24 protein-coding genes are annotated in these 22,871 nt (G+C 37.0%); 13 read left to right on the top strand and 11 right to left on the bottom strand.

Annotation, left to right across the window (positions count from 1 at the left end; all coding sequences use genetic code 11):
* The first annotated feature begins 8 nt into the window (after window positions 1-8).
* Window positions 9-1,775, top strand: coding sequence for a signal peptide peptidase SppA (gene sppA, locus EA772_RS13010; RefSeq protein WP_124913600.1), 1,767 nt, complete (start codon window positions 9-11; stop codon window positions 1,773-1,775).
* 84 nt (window positions 1,776-1,859) lie between these two features.
* Here the strand turns inward: sppA and EA772_RS13005 are convergent, their stop codons facing one another.
* Window positions 1,860-2,486, bottom strand: a complete 627-nt coding sequence (locus EA772_RS13005; protein ID WP_124913599.1) for a hypothetical protein — start codon at window positions 2,484-2,486, stop codon at window positions 1,860-1,862.
* Between the two features lie 87 nt (window positions 2,487-2,573).
* Between EA772_RS13005 and EA772_RS13000 the strand changes: the two genes are divergently transcribed.
* From EA772_RS13000 to murA, 6 genes are all read left to right on the top strand, one after another.
* Entirely contained in the window at window positions 2,574-4,256 is a 1,683-nt protein-coding gene (locus EA772_RS13000; RefSeq protein WP_124913598.1) for a helix-hairpin-helix domain-containing protein, read from the top strand.
* A gap of 128 nt (window positions 4,257-4,384) precedes the next feature.
* Window positions 4,385-4,987 (top strand): DUF4254 domain-containing protein, encoded by a 603-nt coding sequence (locus EA772_RS12995; RefSeq protein ID WP_124913597.1) that lies wholly within the window; start codon window positions 4,385-4,387, stop codon window positions 4,985-4,987.
* Between the two features lie 27 nt (window positions 4,988-5,014).
* A complete protein-coding gene (locus EA772_RS12990) occupies window positions 5,015-6,043 on the top strand; it encodes a glycosyltransferase family 9 protein (RefSeq protein WP_124913596.1) in 1,029 nt (342 codons plus the stop codon).
* Window positions 6,036-6,533 (top strand): histidine phosphatase family protein, encoded by a 498-nt coding sequence (locus EA772_RS12985; RefSeq protein WP_116169989.1) that lies wholly within the window; start codon window positions 6,036-6,038, stop codon window positions 6,531-6,533. The genes EA772_RS12990 and EA772_RS12985 overlap by 8 nt, the downstream gene beginning before the upstream one ends.
* A gap of 458 nt (window positions 6,534-6,991) precedes the next feature.
* A complete protein-coding gene (locus tag EA772_RS12980) occupies window positions 6,992-7,678 on the top strand; it encodes a DUF4290 domain-containing protein (RefSeq protein WP_010601813.1) in 687 nt (228 codons plus the stop codon).
* Window positions 7,679-7,757: 79 nt separating this feature from the next.
* Complete coding sequence (gene murA, locus EA772_RS12975) at window positions 7,758-9,083, top strand: UDP-N-acetylglucosamine 1-carboxyvinyltransferase (RefSeq protein ID WP_116169987.1); 1,326 nt, start codon at window positions 7,758-7,760, stop codon at window positions 9,081-9,083.
* Between the two features lie 300 nt (window positions 9,084-9,383).
* Here murA and EA772_RS12970 read toward each other — a convergent pair whose 3' ends face one another.
* The 7 genes from EA772_RS12970 to EA772_RS12940 form a co-directional block, all read right to left on the bottom strand.
* A complete protein-coding gene (locus EA772_RS12970) occupies window positions 9,384-10,745 on the bottom strand; it encodes a pyridoxal-phosphate dependent enzyme (RefSeq protein ID WP_124913595.1) in 1,362 nt (453 codons plus the stop codon).
* Window positions 10,746-11,132: 387 nt separating this feature from the next.
* A complete protein-coding gene (gene dprA / locus EA772_RS12965; protein WP_124913594.1) occupies window positions 11,133-12,227 on the bottom strand; it encodes a DNA-processing protein DprA in 1,095 nt (364 codons plus the stop codon).
* Between the two features lie 54 nt (window positions 12,228-12,281).
* The gene (locus EA772_RS12960; RefSeq protein WP_010603279.1) at window positions 12,282-12,548 is read right to left on the bottom strand and encodes a hypothetical protein; all 267 of its coding nucleotides are present in this window, start codon (window positions 12,546-12,548) and stop codon (window positions 12,282-12,284) included.
* A gap of 130 nt (window positions 12,549-12,678) precedes the next feature.
* Window positions 12,679-14,178, bottom strand: coding sequence for a S41 family peptidase (locus EA772_RS12955; protein WP_168187542.1), 1,500 nt, complete (start codon window positions 14,176-14,178; stop codon window positions 12,679-12,681).
* A 20-nt stretch (window positions 14,179-14,198) separates the two neighbouring features.
* Window positions 14,199-14,807, bottom strand: coding sequence for an HAD hydrolase-like protein (locus EA772_RS12950; protein ID WP_116169983.1), 609 nt, complete (start codon window positions 14,805-14,807; stop codon window positions 14,199-14,201).
* A gap of 2 nt (window positions 14,808-14,809) precedes the next feature.
* Window positions 14,810-15,289: a hypothetical protein gene (locus tag EA772_RS12945; protein WP_124913592.1), complete on the bottom strand. Its 480-nt coding sequence runs from the start codon at window positions 15,287-15,289 to the stop codon at window positions 14,810-14,812.
* Window positions 15,290-15,391: 102 nt separating this feature from the next.
* Complete coding sequence (locus EA772_RS12940) at window positions 15,392-16,042, bottom strand: ABC transporter ATP-binding protein (protein ID WP_116169981.1); 651 nt, start codon at window positions 16,040-16,042, stop codon at window positions 15,392-15,394.
* A gap of 260 nt (window positions 16,043-16,302) precedes the next feature.
* Between EA772_RS12940 and EA772_RS12935 the strand changes: the two genes are divergently transcribed.
* The 6 genes from EA772_RS12935 to sucC all read left to right on the top strand — a co-directional run bounded on the left by EA772_RS12935 (window position 16,303) and on the right by sucC (window position 21,637).
* Window positions 16,303-16,938: a hypothetical protein gene (locus tag EA772_RS12935; RefSeq protein WP_168187541.1), complete on the top strand. Its 636-nt coding sequence runs from the start codon at window positions 16,303-16,305 to the stop codon at window positions 16,936-16,938.
* 2 nt (window positions 16,939-16,940) lie between these two features.
* Window positions 16,941-17,237: a transcriptional regulator gene (locus tag EA772_RS12930; RefSeq protein ID WP_116169979.1), complete on the top strand. Its 297-nt coding sequence runs from the start codon at window positions 16,941-16,943 to the stop codon at window positions 17,235-17,237.
* Window positions 17,238-17,312: 75 nt separating this feature from the next.
* Window positions 17,313-18,896, top strand: coding sequence for a DUF4173 domain-containing protein (locus tag EA772_RS12925; protein ID WP_124913590.1), 1,584 nt, complete (start codon window positions 17,313-17,315; stop codon window positions 18,894-18,896).
* Window positions 18,897-19,019: 123 nt separating this feature from the next.
* Window positions 19,020-19,796 carry a ferritin-like domain-containing protein gene (locus EA772_RS12920; protein WP_124913589.1) on the top strand — a complete coding sequence of 259 codons (777 nt, stop codon included), beginning with the start codon at window positions 19,020-19,022 and terminating at the stop codon, window positions 19,794-19,796.
* Between the two features lie 55 nt (window positions 19,797-19,851).
* Window positions 19,852-20,160, top strand: a complete 309-nt coding sequence (locus tag EA772_RS12915) for a hypothetical protein (protein WP_124913588.1) — start codon at window positions 19,852-19,854, stop codon at window positions 20,158-20,160.
* Between the two features lie 277 nt (window positions 20,161-20,437).
* A complete protein-coding gene (gene sucC / locus EA772_RS12910; protein ID WP_010601362.1) occupies window positions 20,438-21,637 on the top strand; it encodes an ADP-forming succinate--CoA ligase subunit beta in 1,200 nt (399 codons plus the stop codon).
* A gap of 413 nt (window positions 21,638-22,050) precedes the next feature.
* Here sucC and EA772_RS12905 read toward each other — a convergent pair whose 3' ends face one another.
* Genes EA772_RS12905 through EA772_RS12895 form a run of 3 tightly spaced genes read right to left on the bottom strand, consistent with a single transcriptional unit; the run spans window position 22,051 to window position 22,790 of the window.
* Window positions 22,051-22,260, bottom strand: coding sequence for a helix-turn-helix transcriptional regulator (locus EA772_RS12905; protein ID WP_124913587.1), 210 nt, complete (start codon window positions 22,258-22,260; stop codon window positions 22,051-22,053).
* Between the two features lie 20 nt (window positions 22,261-22,280).
* Complete coding sequence (locus EA772_RS12900; RefSeq protein WP_124913586.1) at window positions 22,281-22,565, bottom strand: DUF2975 domain-containing protein; 285 nt, start codon at window positions 22,563-22,565, stop codon at window positions 22,281-22,283.
* A 12-nt stretch (window positions 22,566-22,577) separates the two neighbouring features.
* Window positions 22,578-22,790, bottom strand: a complete 213-nt coding sequence (locus EA772_RS12895; RefSeq protein WP_124913585.1) for a hypothetical protein — start codon at window positions 22,788-22,790, stop codon at window positions 22,578-22,580.
* Window positions 22,791-22,871 lie beyond the last annotated feature (81 nt).

Genomic DNA, 22,871 nt, shown 5'->3' with positions numbered 1-22,871 from the left:
ACATTTAAATGAAAGAATTTTTTAAGTATCTATTTGCCTCAATGTTAGGGTTTTTCCTTTCAATGGTCATTATTTTCATTATTTTCTTTGTGATCATTGTGGGGGCTATTTCATCTATTGATAGCGATAAAACTGTAACCGTATCAAACAACTCAGTTCTATTTCTAAATTTAGATCAGCCCATAACTGAACGTACGCCTAAAAACCCATTCGGAAACTTGCCAATAGTTGGTGGTGATGAAAAAGATGGTATCGGGTTAAATGATCTTCTAAAATCTATCCAGAGGGCAAAAACTGATGATAACATTAAATGTATTTATTTAAACGTAAGCAGTCCGAATGCTGGTTTTGCTACTATGCGTGAGGTTAGAAATGCACTTATCGATTTTAAAAAATCACATAAAAAGATTATTGCCTATAGCGAAGTTTACACGCAGGGGGCTTATTACCTGGCTTCATCTGCAGATAAAATTTATCTAAACCCAGAAGGTGCTTTAGAATTTAAAGGTTTCAGCTCAGAGCTCACTTTCTTTAAAGGAACGCTGGAAAAAGTTGGGGTAGAAATGCAGGTTATTCGTGTTGGAAACTACAAAAGTGCTGTTGAGCCATTTATTTTAGACAAAATGAGTGATTACAACCGCAAGCAGGTGACGGCCTACGTAGGCGGTTTATATAATACTTTTTTAACAGATATTGCAAAAAGCAGAGACATCCATAAAGACAGTTTATACAAAATTGCCGACGATTTTAGAGTTCGACAACCACAAGACGCCGTAAACTTCAAAATGGTTGATGCACTAAAATATAAAGATCAGATTTTAGAAGAACTTAAAGGCTTATCAGGAAGAACCAAAGATGAAAATGTACGAACGGTATCGATTAATGATTATGCTAAAAATAACAAAGATTCAGGTTCTGGCAAAGATAAGGTTGCTGTAATTTATGCCAATGGCGAAATTAGCGGCGGTGAAGGCAATGATAACCAGATTGGTTCAGAACGTATTTCAAGAGCAATCCGTAAAGCCCGCCTGGATGATGACATTAAAGCAGTGGTGATCCGCGTAAATTCACCGGGTGGTAGTGCATTGGCATCAGACGTGATTTGGAGAGAAATTGTTCTTACTAAAAAAGAAAAACCAGTAATTGCTTCATTTGGCGATGTTGCTGCATCAGGTGGTTACTACATCGGTTGTGCTGCTGATAGTATTTTCGTACAGCCTAATACCATTACAGGATCAATTGGGGTGTTTGGCATTATCCCCAACTTCCAAAATTTGATGACCAATAAACTTGGAATTACTTTCGATGGGGTGAAAACTGGCAAATATGCTGATATCATGGCAACTAACCGACCAATGACTGAAGGTGAAAGATTTATCATTCAAAATGAATTAAATAGAATTTATAGTGGTTTTGTTAGTCGTGTGGCAGATGGAAGAAAGAAAAGCAAGGCCTATATTGATAGCATTGGCGGAGGCCACGTTTGGATTGGAACAGATGCAGTTCAAATTGGTTTAGCCGATAGAATTGGAAGTTTTAATGATGCGATTAAAGCTGCAGCTAAAAAAGCGAAAATAAAAGATTATAAAGTGGTGGAATATCCAGATGTTGTTGACCCGTTAAAATCGCTAATGGATGAAAGCACCGATAGAATCAAAACCTATTATACTAAACAAGAATTAGGTGAAAATTATTTCCTGTATCAACAAATGAAAAAGGTTATTGCAAGTTCTGGTATTCAAGCCAGGATGCCTTTTGAAGCGGTAATAAAATAAAATCAAGTGTCACATTTGAGCTTGTCGAAATGCATTCAAATAGCTTGTACTTCGATAGGCTCAGTCTGACAAAATTCATTTTCCCTATTCTATTAATTTCCACTCCGGGTGAAGGGTTAAATAAGTTCCATTAACCGATTGATTCACCGGATGAACGGTTATAGAAATGCTCTTTCCTTTCAAAAACTCAAAACCAATTCCATCTTGCCTGGAATCATAAATGGTTACGGTATCTTTATTTTGGTTTAAATAAGATGAAACCAGTTCCATCGCAGGGAATTTTGATTTCGCATCTGCTTCAGGGCCTCCGGTAGTAATACCATTCTGGGTTTTAAATTGAGCTGATGTGATGCGAATTTGCTTTACCTCTTTTACCATCATGCTTGTGTCCCGGTATGAAGAATATACCGCCAGCTCATTTTTTTGTCCATCGGTAGAATCTTTGCTATACCAAATTCCCCATGCCTTCCCCATAGCAGCATCACCCGCATCAGGTCGGCCAAGTTTCTTCCCAACTTCTGTCATGTTTTCTCCTAGTAATATCTCCCCTATTGATTTGCCCGGGACAACCAGAAAAGCAGCGTCTACATCGCTTTGCTTTCCAGATGTAATATACTCTGTGGAATCTTGTTGGTGGGCGGAATGTTCAGCAGATTGGCAGGCCGTTAAACCAATGATAAAACTTAAGAAGATGATTTTTCGAGATTTCATTTCAATAAAACAACACTACAATTATTTCTGTTTGAAAAAATAGTTCTCCCCGATGATTTAAGTCATTATTTTCTAATTTTACACCCTATGGAAAATAAAACCATCGCCCGGACTTTACGCCTGTTATCGCAATTAATGGAATTGCATGAGGAAAATCCTTTCAAAATTAAATCAGTAGCTAACGCCTATTTTAAAGTTGATAAATTGCCTTTCGCTTTAAAAGATAAACCAGTTGATGAGATTGATCAAGTTGATGGAATTGGTAAGAGTTTAGCGGCTAAAATTATTGAACTATTAGAAACCGGTGAACTCCAGGAACTCAATACTATTCTTCAGCAAACACCTGAAGGCGTAGTTGAGATGCTTGGAATCAAAGGAATTGGACCGAAAAAGATATTAATCATCTGGCGAACCCTTGGTATTGAAACTATTGGAGAACTTTATTACGCCTGTAATGAAAACCGTTTAATCGAAGCCAAAGGCTTTGGTTTAAAAACACAGGAGGAAATTAAAAACGCCATTGAATTTAAACTGGCTGCCAACGGGAGATTCTTATTTGCACAGGTTGAAGCTTTTGCAAAAAACCTGCAGGCACAAATTTCCGAATGGCTGATTGATGTAGATAATCATTCCCTACTGGGCGTTGCAGGACAATTTCGTCGTTCCTGTGAAATTATCGATGAGTTAGAATTTGTTATCGGCGCTGAGCATGTTGAAGAGGTGCAGAAAAATTTGGAATCATTTGAGCCACTTTCATTAATCGCCGGAGAAGATGCTTTTATCACAACAACAGAAACTGGATTAAGAATCAAAATCTTTGTCGTTGATAAAACTGATTTTTATTTAGAGTGGTTTAAATTAACAGGGAATCCCGAACATGTAGCAAAAGTATTGGAATTAGCCGGTGATGGTCCCTTTTCTAATGAAGAGGAAATATACCGCAAAGCTGGATTGGCGTTCATCGAACCCGAACTTCGTGAAGATTTTGATGAAATTGAATTGGCAAAAGAAAATAAATTGCCTGCGTTGATTACTTATGATGATTTAAAAGGCAGTTTACACAACCACTCTACCTGGAGCGATGGCGTTCATACGTTGGAACAAATGGCAGTTTACTGTAAAGATGTTTTGAATTTACAGTATTTAGGTATTTGCGACCACTCTAAAACTGCCGTTTATGCCAAAGGATTGAATGAACAACGCGTTTTTGGCCAACACCAGGAAATTGACGAGCTGAATAAAAAACTGGCTCCATTTAAAATATTTAAGGGAATTGAAAGCGACATTTTAAGCGATGGTTCTTTAGATTACAGTGATGATGTACTTAAAACTTTCGATTTTGTGGTCGCTTCGGTTCATAGCAATTTACGAATGGATGAGGCAAAAGCCACATCCCGTTTACTTAAGGCCATTGAAAATCCTTACACCACCATTTTGGGGCATCCAACGGGGCGCTTGTTGTTAAGCCGGGCGGGTTATCAAATCGATTATAAAAAAATTATCGATGCTTGTGCAGCAAACAACGTAGTAATTGAAATTAATGCAAATCCTTTACGTTTAGATTTGGATTGGCGTTGGCACCGCTACGCGTTAGAAAAAGGCGTTTTGCTTTCCGTAAATCCTGATGCACATAGAACTAAAGGCTTTCATGATATGAAATACGGTATTTTGGTTGCCCGCAAAGGTGGCTTAAGCGCTGATAAATGTTTAAATGCATTTTCGTTGGAAGAGATCGCTACGTTTTTCGATAATAAAAAGTTTAGGGTTTAGGGTTTAGGGTTTAGGGTTTAGGGTAAAACAATCCGAAATTTAAATCTGCAAGCCAAAGGAAAACTTCTGTAATCCATTAATCTGTGTAATCAACCGTGATGGAAAAAATCTTTTAATATCTTTGCCCCATGATAAGTGAAATTGCAAACCGCATATTTAGCCAAGTAATTGCTGATTACCACAAATTCGATAACATTGACCATCCCGTTGAAAACCCTTATGACACGGAAAGCTTAGAACACCTTTTTTATATCAAAAATTGGATAGATACCGCTCAATGGCACATGGAAGATGTGGTTCGCAACCCGCAAATAGACCCGGTTGAAGGATTAAGCTGGAAGAGGAGAATTGATGCCCAAAATCAGGTTCGTACCGATATGGTGGAGTTTATTGATGGTTATTTCTTAAATCTTTATCAGAGCATTTCGGCTTTGCCTGATGCAAAAATTAATACGGAAAGTCCGGCATGGGCAATAGACAGGCTTTCGATTTTGGCTTTAAAAATTTACCACATGCAGGAGGAAGCGGAACGTGAAAGTGCATCGCCAGAACATCGTGAACAATGCCAAACCAAACTCAATATTTTATTATCGCAACGCGATGATTTATCAACCAGTATTGATGAACTATTGGCTGATATTGAAGCGGGCAAAAAATACATGAAAGTGTACAAGCAAATGAAAATGTACAACGACCCGAGCTTAAATCCGGTTTTGTATAATAAAGCTTAAAAAGCAGAAAGCCGAAAGCTAAAAGCCATGTCAACAACCCACAAAATTATAGTTTTACGTTTTTCGGCCATGGGCGATGTGGCAATGGTAGCTTCTGTTCTAAAAGAGTTTTCTCAGCAAAATCCATCTGCGGAGATTATTATGGTTAGTCGCGAAGCTTTTAAACCATTTTTTGATGGGATTGAAAATCTCATATTCCATGCGATTCAGCCTAAAACTTCACATAAAGGCATTGATGGCCTATATAAGCTTTACCAGGAGTTACGAAAATATAAACCTACGGCAATTGCCGATTTGCATGATAATTTGCGAAGCAGAGCGATTTCAACTTTTTTCCGGCTTACTGGATTTAAAATTAAGCGAATTAATAAAGGCAGAGCAGAAAAAAATGCGTTAATACGTACTAAAAATAAAATATTTAAACCACTGCGACATACCGTAGAGCGTTATGCTGATGTATTCCGGGAACTGGGTTTTGATGTTACTTTGAGCCATAAGCTTACTAAAGCTCCACAAGCAATACCGCAAAAAGCGAAAAACTTATTTCAAAACAACAATAAAAAAGTTGGCATCTCCCCTTTTGCCCAACATATTTATAAGGTTTATCCATTAGAAAAAATGGAGAAAGTGATTTCTTCTTTGAGCCAAGAAGGTTACGAACTTTTTATTTTCGGTGGAGGAAAATCTGAACAAGCAACGGCTGAAAAGTGGGCCTACACTTATCCAATTACACATAATTTAATTGGTAATTTTAGCCTTACGGAAGAACTTTCAATAATTTCTAACCTCGACCTAATGCTGAGCATGGATTCGTCAGGTATGCATATGGCCTCATTAGTTGGCGTTCCTGTAGTTTCGGTATGGGGCCCAACACATCCTTATGCTGGTTTCTTAGGTTATGGACAATCAGAAAATGATTGCATTCAAATAAAACACCCCGCCCGGCCAAATTCGATTTATGGAAACAAACCCTGCTTGTGTGGTGTTGAGAGTTGTATGGATTTAATTAATCCTGAAACGATTGTAAATAAAATTAAAGAAAAACTAAATGGCTAAGCAATTACTTTTGGTTCGTCACGGAAAATCGGACTGGGGAAATTTAGATTTGAAAGATTTTGACAGACCTTTAAATAAACGTGGCAAAGAAAATGCACCTGAAATGGCTGAACGTTTGGTACAACGGGGTTTTAAGTTTGATTTAATCGTAAGTAGTCCGGCGAAAAGAGCAAAATCTACCGCCAAATTCTTTGCTGAAGCGTACCAGGTTGATGATATACAATACGAAGAATCTATTTATGAGGCCAATACCACTGCCCTTTTGAAAGTTATAAATGGTTTGGATGATAGTGCGGAAACTGTAATTATGTTTGGGCACAACCCAGGTTTTACCGATTTGGCTAATGAACTAAGCGATGCAGATATTTACAATATTCCAACGGCGGGAATGGTGTTAATGTCATTTCCTTTTGATTCGTGGAAAATGGTAAGCAGAGGTACAGGAGAATTGGTTTTCTTTGATTATCCGAAGAATAGTGATGAGATTTAGTTTTTGCCAAGGGAATACGGAAAATCGAAAAGTCGTCATTGCGAGGCTTCTTCAGCCGTGGCAATCTCCTTGTGGGATGGGTGTTAGTAAATACCCTTACATTTAAACCTTTAAATTGCACTTTTGCAGACTGCTTCAAATGGTAAAAGTAAAGTCCTAATGAACAAAACTTATCTAAAAGCAGCATACTTTGTTAAATAAACCTGATTGCAATGGAAAGCCCCAATTTTTCATTGGGCTTGCAATGTAAAGCAGGACTGAAATTTCAAAAGAACTACTGAAGGTTCATTTCCAAAATAAAATCCAGAATCGTAACCTTAAATCGCAAATTTAATTATCTTTGAACTATAAATAACGAAAGTCCGGCAATAGACATTTCGGTGAATTCATAACCTCATCTCCCATGGTTATTTCATAATTCGTATCGCCGGAAGATTTATCCATTAAATTATCTGTACATGAATTTTGATTATAATACTACGCGTAGCCATTTGATTTTATCGGAATATGGCCGCAACGTTCAGAATATGGTGAAGTATATTTGCGAATTACCCACTATTGAAGAACGCAATAAATATGCCCAGGCGGTTATAGACCTAATGGGATTTTTGCAACCGCATTTACGCGATGTTGCCGATTTTAAACATAAACTTTGGGACCATTTGCATATCATTTCTGGCTATCAGATTGATGTGGAAAGTCCATATCCGAAGCCTTTGCCAGAGAATGCCTTTAAAAAACCAGAGCCACTTCCCTATCCTCAACAGCGAATTACCTACAAACATTATGGTAAAACGGTTGAGAATTTGATTGAGAAAGCCATGCGTGAGGATAATCCTGAACATAAAAAAGCAATGGTTCAGGGCATCGCAAACTTTATGAAAATGGCTTATGTAACCTGGAATAAGGATAATGTAAGTGATGATACCATCATTAAAGATTTGAAATACCTTTCTGGCGGATTGTTATCTCTTGATGAAGGCGTAAATCTGGCCAAAGTGGAATTCAGAGCTCAAAATCCTCGTCAAAACAATAATAACAATAACCGGGGTAGAACAAATAATAACAACAATAACGGTAAGGGCCGTCAGAATAACAATAATAATAACCGCGGACGCAACAATAATAATAAACCTAAATATTAATAACTTTTAATTGTCATGTTGAGCCTGTCGAAACACTGTCTTCGATAAACTCAGACTGACACTTAACTTAAAAAGATATATGAACGCATTTGAAATAACAGGCGGAATTAAATTAAAAGGCGAAATTACACCTCAGGGCGCCAAAAACGAGGCTTTACAGATTCTATCAGCTGTTTTGCTTACCGAAGAAAAAGTTACCATTAGCAACATTCCGGATATTAAGGATGTAAATAAGCTGATTGAACTATTAGGTGACTTGGGCGTTGCTGTTGAACGCATTAATAAAGATACTTACACGTTTGAGGCTAAAAATATCGATTTAAATTTCTTTGAATCAGAAACTTTTAAAGCCAAAGGTGGCGGCTTACGCGGTTCAATCATGATAGTTGGTCCGTTGTTGGCTCGTTTTGGTAAAGCGGCAATTCCAAAACCTGGGGGCGATAAAATTGGTCGCAGAAGGTTAGATACACACTTTATCGGATTCGAAAAGTTAGGTGCAAAATTTGTTTACGATAGCAAAAAAGCATTCTTTAATGTTGATGCAACAAACTTACAAGGTGCTTATATTTTACTAGATGAGGCATCGGTAACGGGAACGGCGAACATCGTAATGGCTGCTGTTTTGGCAAAAGGAACAACAACCATTTATAACGCTGCTTGCGAACCTTATCTACAGCAACTTTGCAAAATGCTAAACCGCATGGGCGCAAAAATTTCCGGTATCGGTTCGAATTTATTAACCATTGAGGGGGTTAAAGTTTTAGGTGGAACAGAACACAGAATGTTGCCTGATATGATTGAAATTGGCTCGTTCATTGGTATGGCAGCTATGACGGAATCAGAAATCACCATTAAAAATGTTTGTTACGATGAACTTGGTGTAATTCCAGAAGTTTTCAAGAAATTGGGGATTAAGTTGGAGCGCAGAGGCGATGACATTTACGTACCATCTCAAAAGCATTATGAGATTGACACATTTATTGATGGTTCGATTTTAACCATTGCCGATTCTCCGTGGCCAGGTTTTACACCTGATTTATTAAGCATCGTTCTGGTTGTGGCTACTCAGGCAAAAGGAAACGTTTTAATTCACCAGAAAATGTTCGAGAGTCGTTTATTCTTCGTGGATAAATTGATTGATATGGGCGCTCAAATTATTCTTTGCGACCCACACCGTGCTACGGTTAATGGTATCGACAAAAAATACAAACTTCGTGGAATCAGCATGACTTCTCCTGATATTAGAGCTGGAGTTTCGTTGTTAATTGCAGCTTTATCTGCTGAGGGAAAATCAACCATTTACAACATCGAACAGATTGAACGTGGCTACCAGGATATCGATACGCGTTTACGTGCCCTTGGTGCGCAAATTAAGCGTGTGAACGCTGATGCGCCGAGCCATTAAAGGTTGAAGGCGGAAGGTTTAAGGCTTAAGGTTTGAAGACCAAAGCGAAAATAGCATAATGCAAAAAACGCCCGAGTAAATTTTACTAGGGCGTTTTTTTATGGCTTCTCGCCACTGTCCCGACTTTTCGGGAAAGCAATTTCTTATTAGCGGTCGCTATTTGAGTACCAAAAGCATTAGGATTGCTTCGTACCTCGCAATGACGACCGGCTTAGGAAGGATTAGATGACGACGAGACTCTCCTATTTTCTATTCTCTATTTCCCTTCATCCATCTCCCCTCTCACATCTTCCATTCTTCCTACCCCGATATCGCGTTTATAATATCGTATTGCGTGATAATTTCAATTTTACCAGATTCATCCTCAACCAATACAGCAGAGTTTTCTTTGTTAATTAATGATGAAATTTTATCAATCGATGTATTTAAATCAACGAAAGGAAAAGTCGCAGTCATGATTTCTGAAATCGGAGCTGATTTTAATCCCGGGTTTTCAAGCAAAGCCGATAAAATGTCACTCTCTGCTATTTTACCAACAATCATACCTTGTTGCGTTACCGGAATTTGAGAAATGTTCATCGATTTGATGGTGTTAATGGCTTCCAAAACAGTTTTAGTTGCATCAAGTGTTACAATTTCTGTTGCCTCTTTCTTTGCCAAGATTGATTTCGCTGTTAATTTTTCATCCTGCAAAAATCCACGTTCACGCAACCAATCTTCGTTATACATTTTACCCATGTAACGACTTCCATGGTCATGAAAAATAACCACGACCACATCTTCTGGCTTCAGTTTATCTTTCAACTGAATTAAACCACCAATTGCAGCTCCAGCCGAATTACCCACAAAAATACCTTCTTTACGGGCGATATCGCGAGTCATTAAGGCCGCATCTTTATCTGTAACTTTCTCAAATAAGTCAATCACATCAAAGTTTACATTGGCAGGTAAGAAATCTTCACCTATCCCTTCAGTGATGTATGGATAAATTTCATCTTTATCGAAAATGCCGGTTTCCTTATATTTTTTAAAAACCGAACCATAAGTATCAATGCCCCAAACCTGAATATTTGGATTTTTCTCTTTCAAGTATTTACCTGTTCCGGATATTGTACCACCAGTGCCTACGCCAACAACCAAATGGGTAATTTTTCCTTCAGTTTGTTCCCAAATTTCAGGACCAGTTTGCTCGTAGTGAGCGGCCGTATTCGCTAAATTATCGTATTGATTTGGTTTCCATGAGTTAGGAACTTCACGCTCTAAACGAGACGAAACCGAGTAATACGAACGCGGGTCTTCAGGTTCAACATTTGTCGGACAAACAATTACCTCTGCTCCAAAAGCACGCAAAGCATCAACCTTTTCTTTAGATTGTTTATCAGTTGTGGTAAAAATACATTTGTAGCCTTTTATAATAGCAGCCATGGCCAAACCCATCCCAGTATTTCCTGATGTACCTTCTATAATCGTTCCGCCTGGCTTCAGTTTACCACTTTTTTCGGCGGCTTCAATCATTTTCACCGCCATACGGTCTTTAATCGAGTTGCCCGGATTTGTTGTTTCTATTTTAGCCAGAATTGTACCTGGAACGTTCTTCGTAATTGTATTAAGTTTTACCAGCGGCGTATTGCCAATGGTTTCGAGAATATTATTATACCACATGCTACAAAATTAAGCAAAGGCATTAAGTATTTTACAAACTATATTTTATTTGAAACATAATTTCGAATAAAATAAAAAAATAAAATTTTATTGCATAATCTATAAATATCATAGGCATTATAGATTGATTATTGGGCGAAACGCAATTATCATTTTATCAGTTTGAAAAATCTGCACACCACACAAATGGCAAATTTTTTTTTTGAAAATCAAAGCTTCGGTTTTCATAGGTGCTTCAGTCCCGTTATCACCTATAGTCCTCATTTCGCTGCGCTTCATTGCGGGCTATTTGGCTCTACCGGGTTTATTATGAATGGTTGAATTTTCCATCGCAGAATAGCGCTACGCAAACCACAGTTATTCAAACCAGCAGCGGTGCCAATATCTTTAAGCCAACTTGTAAACTTTACCTGGCATGGAAATGATAATACCTTGCATTTCAAGCGTAAGTAAAATAATGGCAAGTTTACTTTGTTGTATATTTACATTTATGGCCAACTCATCTATCGAAAGCTGACTGCTTTGCAACGCATCAACAACCTTTTGCTCATTCGCAGTTAAATTAAGGTGCAGCGTTGTTTGGGTTTTTATCTTCTTATTTTTTATCTCATCATCCCAACCAAGATAATAAATTAAGTCATTGGCATTATTAATCAGTCCTGCCCTATTGGTTTTTATTAAGAAGTTGCAACCCTCAGAAAAAACATCATTTGTTCTCCCTGGGAATGCATAAACATCCTTATTGTACGAATTTGCAATTTCTGCAGTAATTAATGCTCCGCCTTTAATTGATGCTTCAACAACAATAGTTGCATCTGCAATACCGGCAATTATTCGGTTGCGTTGAGGAAAGTTCTGTCTATCAGGATTCGTTTTAGTTGGAAATTCTGAAAGCAGACCGCCGTTAAGCACCATTTTTTGAGCTACGGGTTTATGAATCTGAGGATACAATCTATCCAGACCATGACCTAAAACACCCACTGTAGCAATATTGCTTGAAACACATTCCTTATGCGTAGTTACATCTATTCCATAAGCTAAACCGCTAACAATTAAAACATCATAAGCGGATAAAACTTCGCAAAGTTGTTTACAAAGATTTCTACCGTATTCCGTTGCATTTCTGGTACCTACAACACTAATAATTCTTTGATGATTTAAATCTGCCTGGCCTTTGAAATATAATAAGATAGGTGCATCAAAACAGTTTTTTAATCTTTTTGGATAGTTTTCATCAGAAAAGAACAAAACATCAATACCATGTTTCTCTACAAATTTGAGTTCTTCTTCTGCCCTTTTCAAAGCATCAGTATTTAAAAGGGTTTCAACAGTTTTTTCACCAATTCCGGGGATTTGAAGCAGCTGCCTCTTAGTCGCAGAAAAAACTGCCTCTGCACTGCCGCAATAAGCCAACAAATTTTTTGCATTTACCGGGCCAATGGATTTTATGAAAGTTAAAGCAATTTTATGAAGCGTACTCATGACTTTTAGGTAAAGGTTAATAAATGCGGGATGATTTATTTCCTTAAAAAGCGCCTAAAAATCGATATCTATCAAACTTTTAATGGGAATATGAATGTTATTTTTAAGTTGAATATATTTCTCTGTCACTGCCCAAACGGTGGTATCTACACGTTTCGGACCAATTGTAGTATTAAAAGTAATCACTGCCTTTGATTTAAACTCGTTCCCGAGCCTTTGTGCTTCATTAAGTTTAGTTTTTAATTCAACAGTTTGGTCTTCTTGTGCATTGATGATGTTTAAATAGCCTAAATGTTCCTTTTCTACAATCTCTATTGGCATAGTTTCTCTTTAACGATTAATGATATAACAAGCTTATCAAAATTTTAGAAAAAAAACAACCCTAAAAGATGATTTTATTGAATAATTAAGATAAAAAAAAGCTCCGATGGAAATCGGAGCTTGATATAATTTATTGTTTAAGCTTTAATTTTCGGGTTTCAATCATCCCTTTAAACTCATGGTCTAATTGTTCATTATTGCTATCGATTACTTGTCTCGATACACCCGAAGTGCTACTTAATGCATTATCTTTCAAATACGAAGTGAAAGCACCAGTGGCAGAATAATTTAATGCTTGTGCTAATAACTTTTCAGAGGTATCGCCAAAATCTTTTGTTAAATCGTCGACTACGTCTTTATCCACAGTTAATCCATCAAAATAATCACCAAAATCAGCTTGGTTTTTAGTTTGAAATTGAGGAATGTACAAATCTTTTTTATCGATCCGGATAGAGAAGAAACCTACTGGCTTGCCATATGTTTTTCTACCAATTAACTTCACATCCATCACAGGTTTTAAGTTATTGATCAACAGCTCACTGGCAGAAGCGGTACCACCTGCTACCAGAAAATAAACTCGTGTTAATCCATTTAAGCTTCCACGTTTGGCGAAAACCTCCTGATTACCCGCAGCAGCTGTTGGCTTATACGAATAATCAAAAAATGAATACAATCTGGTTACGCCATCATTTCCCTTAGCATAAAACTTTTGGTTTTGAAGAATGGTTGCTTGGGCATCCTGCATTGTTTTTGTCCAATAAGTGGTATACATCACCTTTCCATTCTGTGAAGATGGAGCGATTAAATTTGTGAAAGCTTCTGCTGTAGCAACTGAGCCACCACCATTGTAACGTAAATCAACAATTAATTCTGTAACCCCGTCAGTGCTAAATTTGGAAAATGCCGCATCAAGTAATGGAACAGAATTGGTAGTAAAACTGTTAAAAACAATATAACCTACTTTTTTCGCCCCAACAGTATAACTATTCGAATACAAAATTGGGTTGATGTTGTAACTTCCTCTGTTGATGACTAGATCTTGCGAAGTTCCATCTGGCTTAACTACGGTTAATGATATGCTTGGGTTGCTACCAAAAATACCATCATTTAAATTATCAATATCGCTCTGACTGGTTCTTAATGTAGTTCTGCCATTCACGCGTGTGATTTGGTATCCTCTTCTCAAACCTGCTAATCCTGCAGGAGAGGTAGCATAAACCGACTTTACGCGTAATAAATTAGAAGCATCATAATTTGCAGAGAAACCATAATCGCCACTTACCCCACCCAACTGACCAGCAACAGTACCATCATCAATGAAAGAATACTTGTCTTTTCCACCAGTACTTGGTAAAGCTGCTAAAGCTGCCAGCACCTGATTATCGCTTGAATATTTTCTCGGATTAAAGGTATCGTAATCCGGCATACCTACATTCCAGAAATAAGTTTGCTTTGCATACAGGAATATGGAATCCCTGGTCAAGTAATCGCGGTTGGCTGTTGGTGTTTGAAGTGTATTTTTCTCAGCAACCGGGATACTATTGTCTGCATCTGGCTCAGCGCTATTTTTTTTACAAGAAGCTAAAAACCCGCTTACACTAATCATCAAGAACACAATGCTCTTGCTCACGTTAACTTTTTTAAACATATTTATTTGTAAATTTCTAGTGACACAATATACGGCAAATTAATTAATTTGGATTGTTGTGCATCAAAATTATTTGCACCAACAACTAACGCATCCTTTGTAGATAAATTGTTGTCATTTAATATGTTCTGAAAAATTTCTGACTTCTGCTGTTTAAGTTCATCAGCGAAGAATACAGTTAGGTATTGCTCCAGCCCATTCCATTCTGTTTGCTTAATTTTATTAAGTTGTTGTTCAGGATTGCCGGCAGTAACAATAAATATCTTTTTCCGGTCTACAACCAATCCTTGCATAAATTCGAGCATGTTTTTGAACAGTAAAAGCTTTAACGGCAAACGGGCATTAAGGTGTAGCAAATCGAAGTTATGTTGATACTTCAAATCGATATCGAAAGCTGCAGCTGTTTTTTCAAACAAATTCCCAGGTCCGTTTTGCTCAAATTCATTTTTCATAAACCCAAGTATTGCCTGAGCATTTTTCAGTTCACTATACTCTATAAATTGCGCAAAAAGATAATAAACCTGAAGCAGGTAATCCTTTTCAGGGTACAGCACATCGTCTAATTCGAAAATCACGGCTTGCTTATCCGCCACAAGTTGGTAGGCATCCATAGCTAAATTGTAAATAATTTTAAATCGTCACTCGGCTCATTGTAGCCAAAAACACCATTCAGCTCCTCTTCCTGTTTGATAAAGATTTCACCACCACTGGCAAAAATGCACTCGCCTTTAATGAAAACTGCAAAATTTTTGAAACTACTCAGCTCTACCCGCAGATATTTCGATATGGCTTCTGCTGGTGGAGTTAATACTTCAATATTATATTCGCTAAACAAAACTGCTGCTTTAGCCAATGGATCAACTTCATATTGATGAAGTGGGACTATACAATCAATGGCTTCCGTGATACAGAAATTCAGTAATATATGTGCAATACTATCCTGATTTAGCGCACCAAGAGATGTAAAGGCATAATTTTCTGTCAAGATTCCTGGCACTTCGCCATAATCAGCTAAAAGTACAAAGTGAGTTGGAAAAGCCTTTAATAATTTTAAAGCTTTGGCGTTATTTCCTCCTGTAATGAGTATTTTCAATGTTTAAATGTTGTAATATGAAACGCTACTATTTTTTGGTTGTTGAATTGCTAAATTGACTTCGCCAACGCTTTGATAAATGCGTTAAGCGACACCTGGAAGTTATACAATCAATCCATCCTTCATCGTCACTACCCGATCACTGGTTTTAGCCAAATGCTCATTATGCGTAACGATAACAAAAGTTTGCTGAAAGTTATCGCGAAGGGTAACAAAAAGCTGGTGTAATGCTGAAGCGTTCTCAGAATCTAAATTCCCTGAAGGTTCGTCTGCCAGGATGATAGACGGGTTGTTAATCAGCGCTCTGGCAATAGCCACCCTTTGCTGCTCGCCGCCCGATAATTGATTAGGTTTGTGATGAGCCCTGTCTTTCAACCCGAAAAGATCAAGTAACTCCAAACCCCTTATTTCAGCCTGCTTTTTATTTGTTTTAGCAATAAAAGCTGGAATACAAATATTTTCCAAAGCGCTAAATTCAGGTAATAAATGATGAAATTGAAAAACGAAGCCAATATTTTGATTTCGGAATGCACTTAACAATTCTCCACTAAGCTTGCTGATTATTGTTCCTTTCAGCTCTACCTCACCCTCATCCGGTTTATCAAGTGTTCCTAAAATATGCAACAAGGTACTTTTGCCTGCTCCCGAAGGCCCAATAATGCTGACGATTTCTCCCTTCTGCACCTCGAAATTTACACCCTTTAATATTTGTAAATTTCCATAAGATTTTCTGATTCCAGTGGCTTTAAGCATGGGGGTAAAATTAGTTAAAAGTTTAAGATAAAAGGTAAAAGACTATAGCAAAATGCTTAAAGCTGAAAGCTAACTTGCGGAATTACACATTATATCTTATCGGCTTGAAAGAATAGACGAAAACAGGAACAAAAAATACGTCAATCTTTGCGATCCCTCTCGCTGCAATCATCCTGATGGAAAAATCTACAAATCATTTTCACAAAAAATTTGCAGTTACCAAATTCTTATTTAACTTTGAAAAACAAAGCACTTTCAAAATGAGTAATTCAGAGGAACAACTAAATGCGTTAAAAGACATCAGACAGATGATGGATAGGTCTTCGAGGTTCATATCTTTAAGCGGCTTATCAGGTGTTTTCGCAGGTGTTATTGCCCTTATGGGTGCTTATTTCGCAAATGATGAAATAGAAAAATTCATAGCCAAAAGAGGCTACAGTTATGGTGTAGAAGGCGAAATGGACTTAGAATATAACCTGATTAAGCTAGGGGTTTTTGTATTGATTATTGCCCTGGCAGGTGGAATTTTGTTTACCTACAGAAAAAGTCAGCGAAATAATCTTCCTATCTGGGATAAAACTTCAAAATCATTGTTGGTTAACTTAGCTATTCCATTGGTAGCAGGCGGATTATTTATTATTGCATTGCTGATGAACCACGCACATACTTACGCCATCATCGCTCCTTCTTGTTTAATTTTCTATGGTTTATCATTAATAAATGCAAGCAAATATACCTTCAGCGATATCCGATATTTAGGCTTCCTAGAAGTTATTTTAGGTTTGGTTTGCATGTTTTTTGCGGGATATGGATTAATATTCTGGGCATTTGGATTTGGCATCCTTCACATTATTTATGGATTAGTGATGTATTTTAAATATGAGCGAGGTCAATAGAAATGAAGAACCCAATTGCAGATCTTAATAAAATTTTCGACAGCCGCATTCGACTGGGTGTAATGTCTATGCTCGTAGTGAATGATGAAATTAGTTTCAATGATTTGAAGCAAATGCTGGAATTAACTGATGGAAATTTGGCATCACACCTGAATACGCTGGAGCAAGCTGAATTTATTAAAGTGTACAAAGGGTTCATTGGGCGCAAAACCAGCACCACCTACTCGATTACGCCATTAGGAAAACAGGCATTTAAAGCGCATTTGGATGCACTGGAAAAAATGATAAACAAATTGTAAATATTTTTTTTAAAAATTCACTTTGAAAATCAAAGCACTTTCAAAATAACTTATGAATTTCAAATTATAACAAAAATGAAAACGAACGCCAACTATCTCCTACTCTCAACCTTAATCGGAGGGATAATCTTCAATTTGATCTTCTGGGCAGAGAGACTTGCAATTAACCTATTGATCTATAGTCTTTTTGTAGTTACGGTAACTTTTTTTAACAAAGAAGTTATTAAATCTGCAAAATTTAAATGGTATGCTTTAGGGCACCTGGCAGCTGCCATTCTTGTAGTGATCAATAATTCCAACTTATCGCTTGCGAGTTATTATATCAGTTTACTTTTGTTTGTTGGATTTTCTCACTATCAGCGTATTCGGTCGGTCTGGGTAGCCATCATGGCAACAACTCTTCAAGTATTTGCCATACCGGCCACTATGTTCAAGCGTTTATCCGAACTTGAAATTGGAAATTTTAAAATCAGACCTGTACTCAGACCATTGAAATACATTATTTTTCCAATAATTATCGTCTTTATTTTTATCGGCATTTACAGCGGCGCCAACAAAATTTTCGAAAAATATGCTGCTGAACTTGGAGATCACATTGCAAATGTATTAACACAGTTTTTTGGCTTTTTATTTAATGATTTAAGCCTGGAACGCTTTATCCATTTCTGCCTGGGTTTAGCCTTAACTGGTGGATTATTAATCACTTTCTACGAGCACGTTTTTGAAAAAATAGAAGCGAGCTTGAGCGATGACTTGCTTCGTAAAAAAAATAAAAATCGACTCAAATCGATTTGGAGCGAGATTACTCATGCATTTATAGGACGAGTGATCTCTAAAAAAATGGCTTTAAAAACTGAATACGTTATCGCCATAATTTCATTTGTTGGATTAAATTTTCTGTTGCTTTTATTAAATGGAATTGATATCTGGTGGCTGTGGCTGGGAAAAGGAAAAAACTTTGCAGAAACCAATTACTCGGCAGAATTACATGACGGAACAAATGCATTGATTTTCAGTATAGTGCTAGCCATGGCCATTATTGTCTATTTCTTCCGTGGAAACCTGAATTTTTACTCAAAAAGCAAAACGCTTAAAACACTAGCTGTTATCTGGATGATACAGAATTGTGTTTTGGTTATCTCAGTTTTAATCCGCGATGCACACTACATAGAAGTTTACGGTTTAACCTATAAACGAATAGGTGTAATTGTTTTCGCCCTGCTTTGTATTATCGGTTTAACTACTGTTTATATCAAAGTAGCCAAACATAAAACCTTCTTTTACCTGCTCAGAGTTAACGGCAACATCTGGTACATCCTATTATTGGCTTCTGCAACAATTAACTGGGATGTTACCATTGTAAAATACAATTTAACTCATAAAGGGCTTATCGCTTTCGATGCTGATTATTTGCTATCGCTTTCTGACAAAACTTTACCAGTTATCCACCAGAACAGAGAAGAGTTGAATATGAGCGCAAGCAGTTATGGCAGCCTTGTGCCTAAGGGCGAAATTTTGGTCAGCTCTACTGATGAACAACTTCAAAAAAGACTCGATCAAAGAATTGCTTTTTTTAAAGAACGCTATGAAAAGGTTAGCTGGCTTTCGTGGAATTTGCAGGATTGGAATACGGCAAAATACTTTGGAATTAAGAAATGAAAAGGAACTATAACCTCACAGCCATGATTTTCGCCATTGCAGCATTGGCATGGTTTGCTTTATGCAACATGATAAATCGAATTTTCGAAAACAGATTAATGAACCACTTATAAAATGAAGATTATGCAAACCCATTCATCTCTTTACTGGAAAAAATATTTTACCAGAAATGCGTCTGTAAAACGAATAGACTGGCAATTAAAGCCACAGCTCACTAAGTTTGAAAAAGGCGAGATCATCAAGTCTCTACAAGCCTGGCAATTAGGTGAAACTTCGGAAGGTGAAAACTTACTACAGGCCGCAAAAAAATATGCACTAAAAACAAATGACAACGAATACCCGGAGGCGGTAAAATTATTTATAAAAGAAGAACAGAAACATGGAAATAATCTGGGAAAATACCTCGATTTAATTGATGAGCCCAGAATTACTAAAGACTGGGGTGATACCATGTTCCGGAAAATCAGATATTATAATACCAACATGGAACTGTGGACCATTGCTGTGATCACCGTAGAAAGTGCAGCACAAATTTTCTACCAGGCATTGAAAGATGCGTCGAATTGTACTTTATTAAAACAGATCTGTACAGATATTTTGATTGACGAAGCTGCTCACATTACGTTCCAAAAGGAAAGGTTGTATATTATTTTCAGTGGAAAAAATTCTATCTCGAAATTTATCGCCTACCATGCTTATACCTGTTTTTTCATTTGCACAAGCTTAGTGATCTGGTTTGCTCATCAAAAACTGTTCAAGGCAGGTAGACTTAACTTTTTTAAATATTTCCAGAAGATGATGAGAAAACTTGACAAAGTTGCCGGCACTGCAGTTTTATATCACACCGAAAACAAAACATCTTCAGTTTATGATTCATCTAAAATCGTCCAATCAATATAATCCTGCCAGGCTGTAAATATCAATTTTATTCATAACTTAATTTATTCAAAACATCATGAAAACTGAACAAACATTAATTACTTCAAAACAGAGAATTACAATCATTTTAGCCGTAATTGTAGCCATTTTATGCGTTCCATTAATTGCGATGCAATTTACCAACGAAGTCAAATGGACCACGGAAGATTTTGTAGCGGCTGGCATTTTGCTGCTGAGCACAGGCTTAGCCATCGAGCTGGTCATCAGAAATATAAAAACAGGCACCTCAAGAACAATAACATTGATTATTATATTAATCGCTTTGTTTTTAATCTGGGCAGAAATGGCCGTAGGCATCTTTGGATCACCAATTGCAGGAAGTTAACTGTTACCATAACTGCAGGAGCAGGCTTTGCCAAGAACCATCTCCATTTCTAAAATAAACCTGATAAAAGTGGAAATCCTTTTGATTTGTTTTTCAGGAGTTGACAAGTTTCTTTCCAATTGGCGATTAATTTGTCAACGCTACAAATCAAAAGATTGCGGCGTTAGCGGGGCTGCCTGAACCGATTCACATAAAACGTTCATTTTCTCGAAAAAATCGGAAATTGCTATTTGTTTAAAGGGTTTGAAATTGTAGCTTTGGGCAAATTTTGTAGCAAATGAATATTCACGAATACCAGGGTAAACAAATATTAAAAAGTTTCGGTGTTAACGTTCAAGAAGGAATCGTTGCCGATACGCCTGAGCAAGCTGTTGAGGCTGCTAAGCAATTAAAAATCGATTACAATTCTGACTGGGTTGTAATTAAAGCGCAAATCCACGCTGGTGGTCGCGGTAAAGGTGGTGGTGTTAAACTAGCCAAAAACCTTGATGAAGTGAAACAACGTGCTACCGATATTATTGGTATGCAATTGGTTACACCTCAAACCGGTCCGGAAGGAAAATTAGTGAACAAAATTTTAGTTGCTCAGGATGTTTATTATCCAGGTGCTTCTGAAACTAAAGAATTCTATATTTCTGTATTGTTAGATCGTGCGGCTGGCCGTAATATTATTATGTACAGTACTGAAGGTGGTATGGATATCGAGGAAGTTGCTGAGCATACACCACATTTAATTTTTAAAGAAGAAATTGATCCAAAAGTTGGTTTACAAGGTTTTCAGGCTCGTAAAATTGCGTTCAACTTAGGTGTGAGCGGCAATGCTTTTAAAGAGATGGTTAAGTTTGTAACTGCGTTATACAAAGCTTACGAAGCAACTGATTCTTCAATGTTTGAAATCAATCCGGTATTGAAAACATCAGATGATAAAGTTATTGCGGTTGATGCTAAAGTTAATTTAGATGAAAACGGTTTATTCCGTCACGCAGATTATGCAGCGATGCGTGATGTTACGGAAGAAGATCCGATGGAAGTTGAAGCAAGTGCAAGTAACCTAAACTTCGTTAACCTTGATGGTAACGTAGGTTGTATGGTTAATGGTGCTGGTTTAGCGATGGCAACTATGGATATCATCAAATTAGCTGGTGGTGAGCCTGCTAACTTCTTGGACGTGGGTGGAACTGCAAACGCTCAAACAGTAAAAGCGGCTTTCAATATTATTTTGAAAGACCCAAATGTTAAAGCTATTTTAATTAACATTTTCGGTGGTATTGTTCGTTGCGACCGTGTTGCGCAGGGTGTTATCGATGCTTATAAAGAAATCGGTGATATTCCGGTGCCAATTATCTGCCGTTTACAAGGCACAAACGCTGAAGAGGCTAAGAAATTAATTGATGAGTCTGGCCTTCAGGTTTATTCTGCAATCGCTTTAAAAGAAGCTGCTGATTTAGTAACTAAAGTTTTGGCTGAACAAGCATAATAAGTTTAAAGCAGAAAGACTAAAGCTTAAAGCGGCAGTCATAAAATATAGAAACCTTTCAGTGCAAGCTGAAAGGTTTTTTCGTTTTGTGAAATGCCGTCATTGCGAGGTACGAGGCAATCTTATTACACTTAATTGTAGATGCTTTAGGATTGTTTCGTACCTCGCAATGACGGGATGGTTAGCCTAAGCAAAAAATAAATCAAAATCATATAATTAGAAAAGCAGGTTCCTATTATCTTCGGTTATGAAAGTCCTGCTATTCGTTTCAATCTTTTTGAATCCGCTGTCATCTGGTTTATTACTGCAGATGCTTCAAACCTTAACATGAAAGCACATTTTACGGCTCGTGATACTCAAAAAGTATTTTCACTACGATCAGGTTTAGATTGGTTAAATTGTTTCTTCTTCGGTTACGTTTCCGGGCGAAACTCCAGAATATCGCCGGGCTGGCATTCTAAAACTTTACAAATGGCCTCTAAGGTTTCCAGCCGGACGGCCTTCGCTTTGCCTGTTTTTAATATAGACAAATTAGACATCGTAATACCCACCCGTTCACTCAACTCTGTGAGCGACATTTTGCGACGGGCAAGCATTACGTCTAAATTTATTATGATTGGCATGCGGTAGTATCGGGATAAATTTAAATTGTTAAATCGTTTTCTTGTTTAAGTTCAATTCCTTTTTTAAATACCAGTGCTATAGCTAACAATGTTAAACCGAATACAAACAACCAAAAATTAAAATCTACATTTCGTAAAGTATCAATTTTTAAAGCATCATGCTTAACATAAAACTTAATTAAATTATAAAAATAAACCAAAAATGATGTTATAATAGAGTTTATACCCATCCACAAAAGCCTTGAATAATTTTTAACATTAAAAACATCATCACTCTTTGCTGAATTAATAAATGCATATAGCATTGCAATAATTCTTTATCCTAAGTAAGCACTAACTAACATCAATATTCCCGACAAAAGCTCTAGAAAAGCATTAGGGTTTAAATTATTATTAGATTTTTCATTGGTAACACCTTGCCATCCATCCATAAATCCTCTGGAGGCCTCTTTTAAACTTACAAGAATTACTACCGCTAACAATAAAATGTAAGCTGCTTTGATAATGGTTATTTGATTAATTATTTTCATTTTCATATCGTTAAATCGTTTTCTTGTTTTAAATCTCTATTTCTCTTTAAGATAGCAGCGGCATAAAAAATTAGACGGGTA

The organism is Pedobacter sp. G11, from assembly GCF_003860265.1.
GTDB lineage: Bacteria > Bacteroidota > Bacteroidia > Sphingobacteriales > Sphingobacteriaceae > Pedobacter > Pedobacter agri.
The sequence above is the reverse complement of the archived record's forward strand: the minus strand, read 5'-3'. Positions and strand labels throughout refer to the sequence as shown.

Bases quoted from the DNA above. Each gene is read 5' to 3' on its own strand.
- sppA (WP_124913600.1), top strand. From the start codon at position 9: ATGAAAGAATTTTTTAAGTATCTATTTGCCTCAATGTTAGGGTTTTTC.
- EA772_RS13005 (WP_124913599.1), bottom strand. From the start codon at position 2,486: ATGAAATCTCGAAAAATCATCTTCTTAAGTTTTATCATTGGTTTAACG.
- EA772_RS13000 (WP_124913598.1), top strand. From the start codon at position 2,574: ATGGAAAATAAAACCATCGCCCGGACTTTACGCCTGTTATCGCAATTA.
- EA772_RS12995 (WP_124913597.1), top strand. From the start codon at position 4,385: ATGATAAGTGAAATTGCAAACCGCATATTTAGCCAAGTAATTGCTGAT.
- EA772_RS12990 (WP_124913596.1), top strand. From the start codon at position 5,015: ATGTCAACAACCCACAAAATTATAGTTTTACGTTTTTCGGCCATGGGC.
- EA772_RS12985 (WP_116169989.1), top strand. From the start codon at position 6,036: ATGGCTAAGCAATTACTTTTGGTTCGTCACGGAAAATCGGACTGGGGA.
- EA772_RS12980 (WP_010601813.1), top strand. From the start codon at position 6,992: ATGAATTTTGATTATAATACTACGCGTAGCCATTTGATTTTATCGGAA.
- murA (WP_116169987.1), top strand. From the start codon at position 7,758: ATGAACGCATTTGAAATAACAGGCGGAATTAAATTAAAAGGCGAAATT.
- EA772_RS12970 (WP_124913595.1), bottom strand. From the start codon at position 10,745: ATGTGGTATAATAATATTCTCGAAACCATTGGCAATACGCCGCTGGTA.
- dprA (WP_124913594.1), bottom strand. From the start codon at position 12,227: ATGAGTACGCTTCATAAAATTGCTTTAACTTTCATAAAATCCATTGGC.
- EA772_RS12960 (WP_010603279.1), bottom strand. From the start codon at position 12,548: ATGCCAATAGAGATTGTAGAAAAGGAACATTTAGGCTATTTAAACATC.
- EA772_RS12950 (WP_116169983.1), bottom strand. From the start codon at position 14,807: ATGGATGCCTACCAACTTGTGGCGGATAAGCAAGCCGTGATTTTCGAA.
- EA772_RS12940 (WP_116169981.1), bottom strand. From the start codon at position 16,042: ATGCTTAAAGCCACTGGAATCAGAAAATCTTATGGAAATTTACAAATA.
- EA772_RS12935 (WP_168187541.1), top strand. From the start codon at position 16,303: ATGAGTAATTCAGAGGAACAACTAAATGCGTTAAAAGACATCAGACAG.
- EA772_RS12930 (WP_116169979.1), top strand. From the start codon at position 16,941: ATGAAGAACCCAATTGCAGATCTTAATAAAATTTTCGACAGCCGCATT.
- EA772_RS12925 (WP_124913590.1), top strand. From the start codon at position 17,313: ATGAAAACGAACGCCAACTATCTCCTACTCTCAACCTTAATCGGAGGG.
- EA772_RS12920 (WP_124913589.1), top strand. From the start codon at position 19,020: ATGCAAACCCATTCATCTCTTTACTGGAAAAAATATTTTACCAGAAAT.
- EA772_RS12915 (WP_124913588.1), top strand. From the start codon at position 19,852: ATGAAAACTGAACAAACATTAATTACTTCAAAACAGAGAATTACAATC.
- sucC (WP_010601362.1), top strand. From the start codon at position 20,438: ATGAATATTCACGAATACCAGGGTAAACAAATATTAAAAAGTTTCGGT.
- EA772_RS12905 (WP_124913587.1), bottom strand. From the start codon at position 22,260: ATGCCAATCATAATAAATTTAGACGTAATGCTTGCCCGTCGCAAAATG.
- EA772_RS12900 (WP_124913586.1), bottom strand. From the start codon at position 22,565: ATGCTATATGCATTTATTAATTCAGCAAAGAGTGATGATGTTTTTAAT.
- EA772_RS12895 (WP_124913585.1), bottom strand. From the start codon at position 22,790: ATGAAAATAATTAATCAAATAACCATTATCAAAGCAGCTTACATTTTA.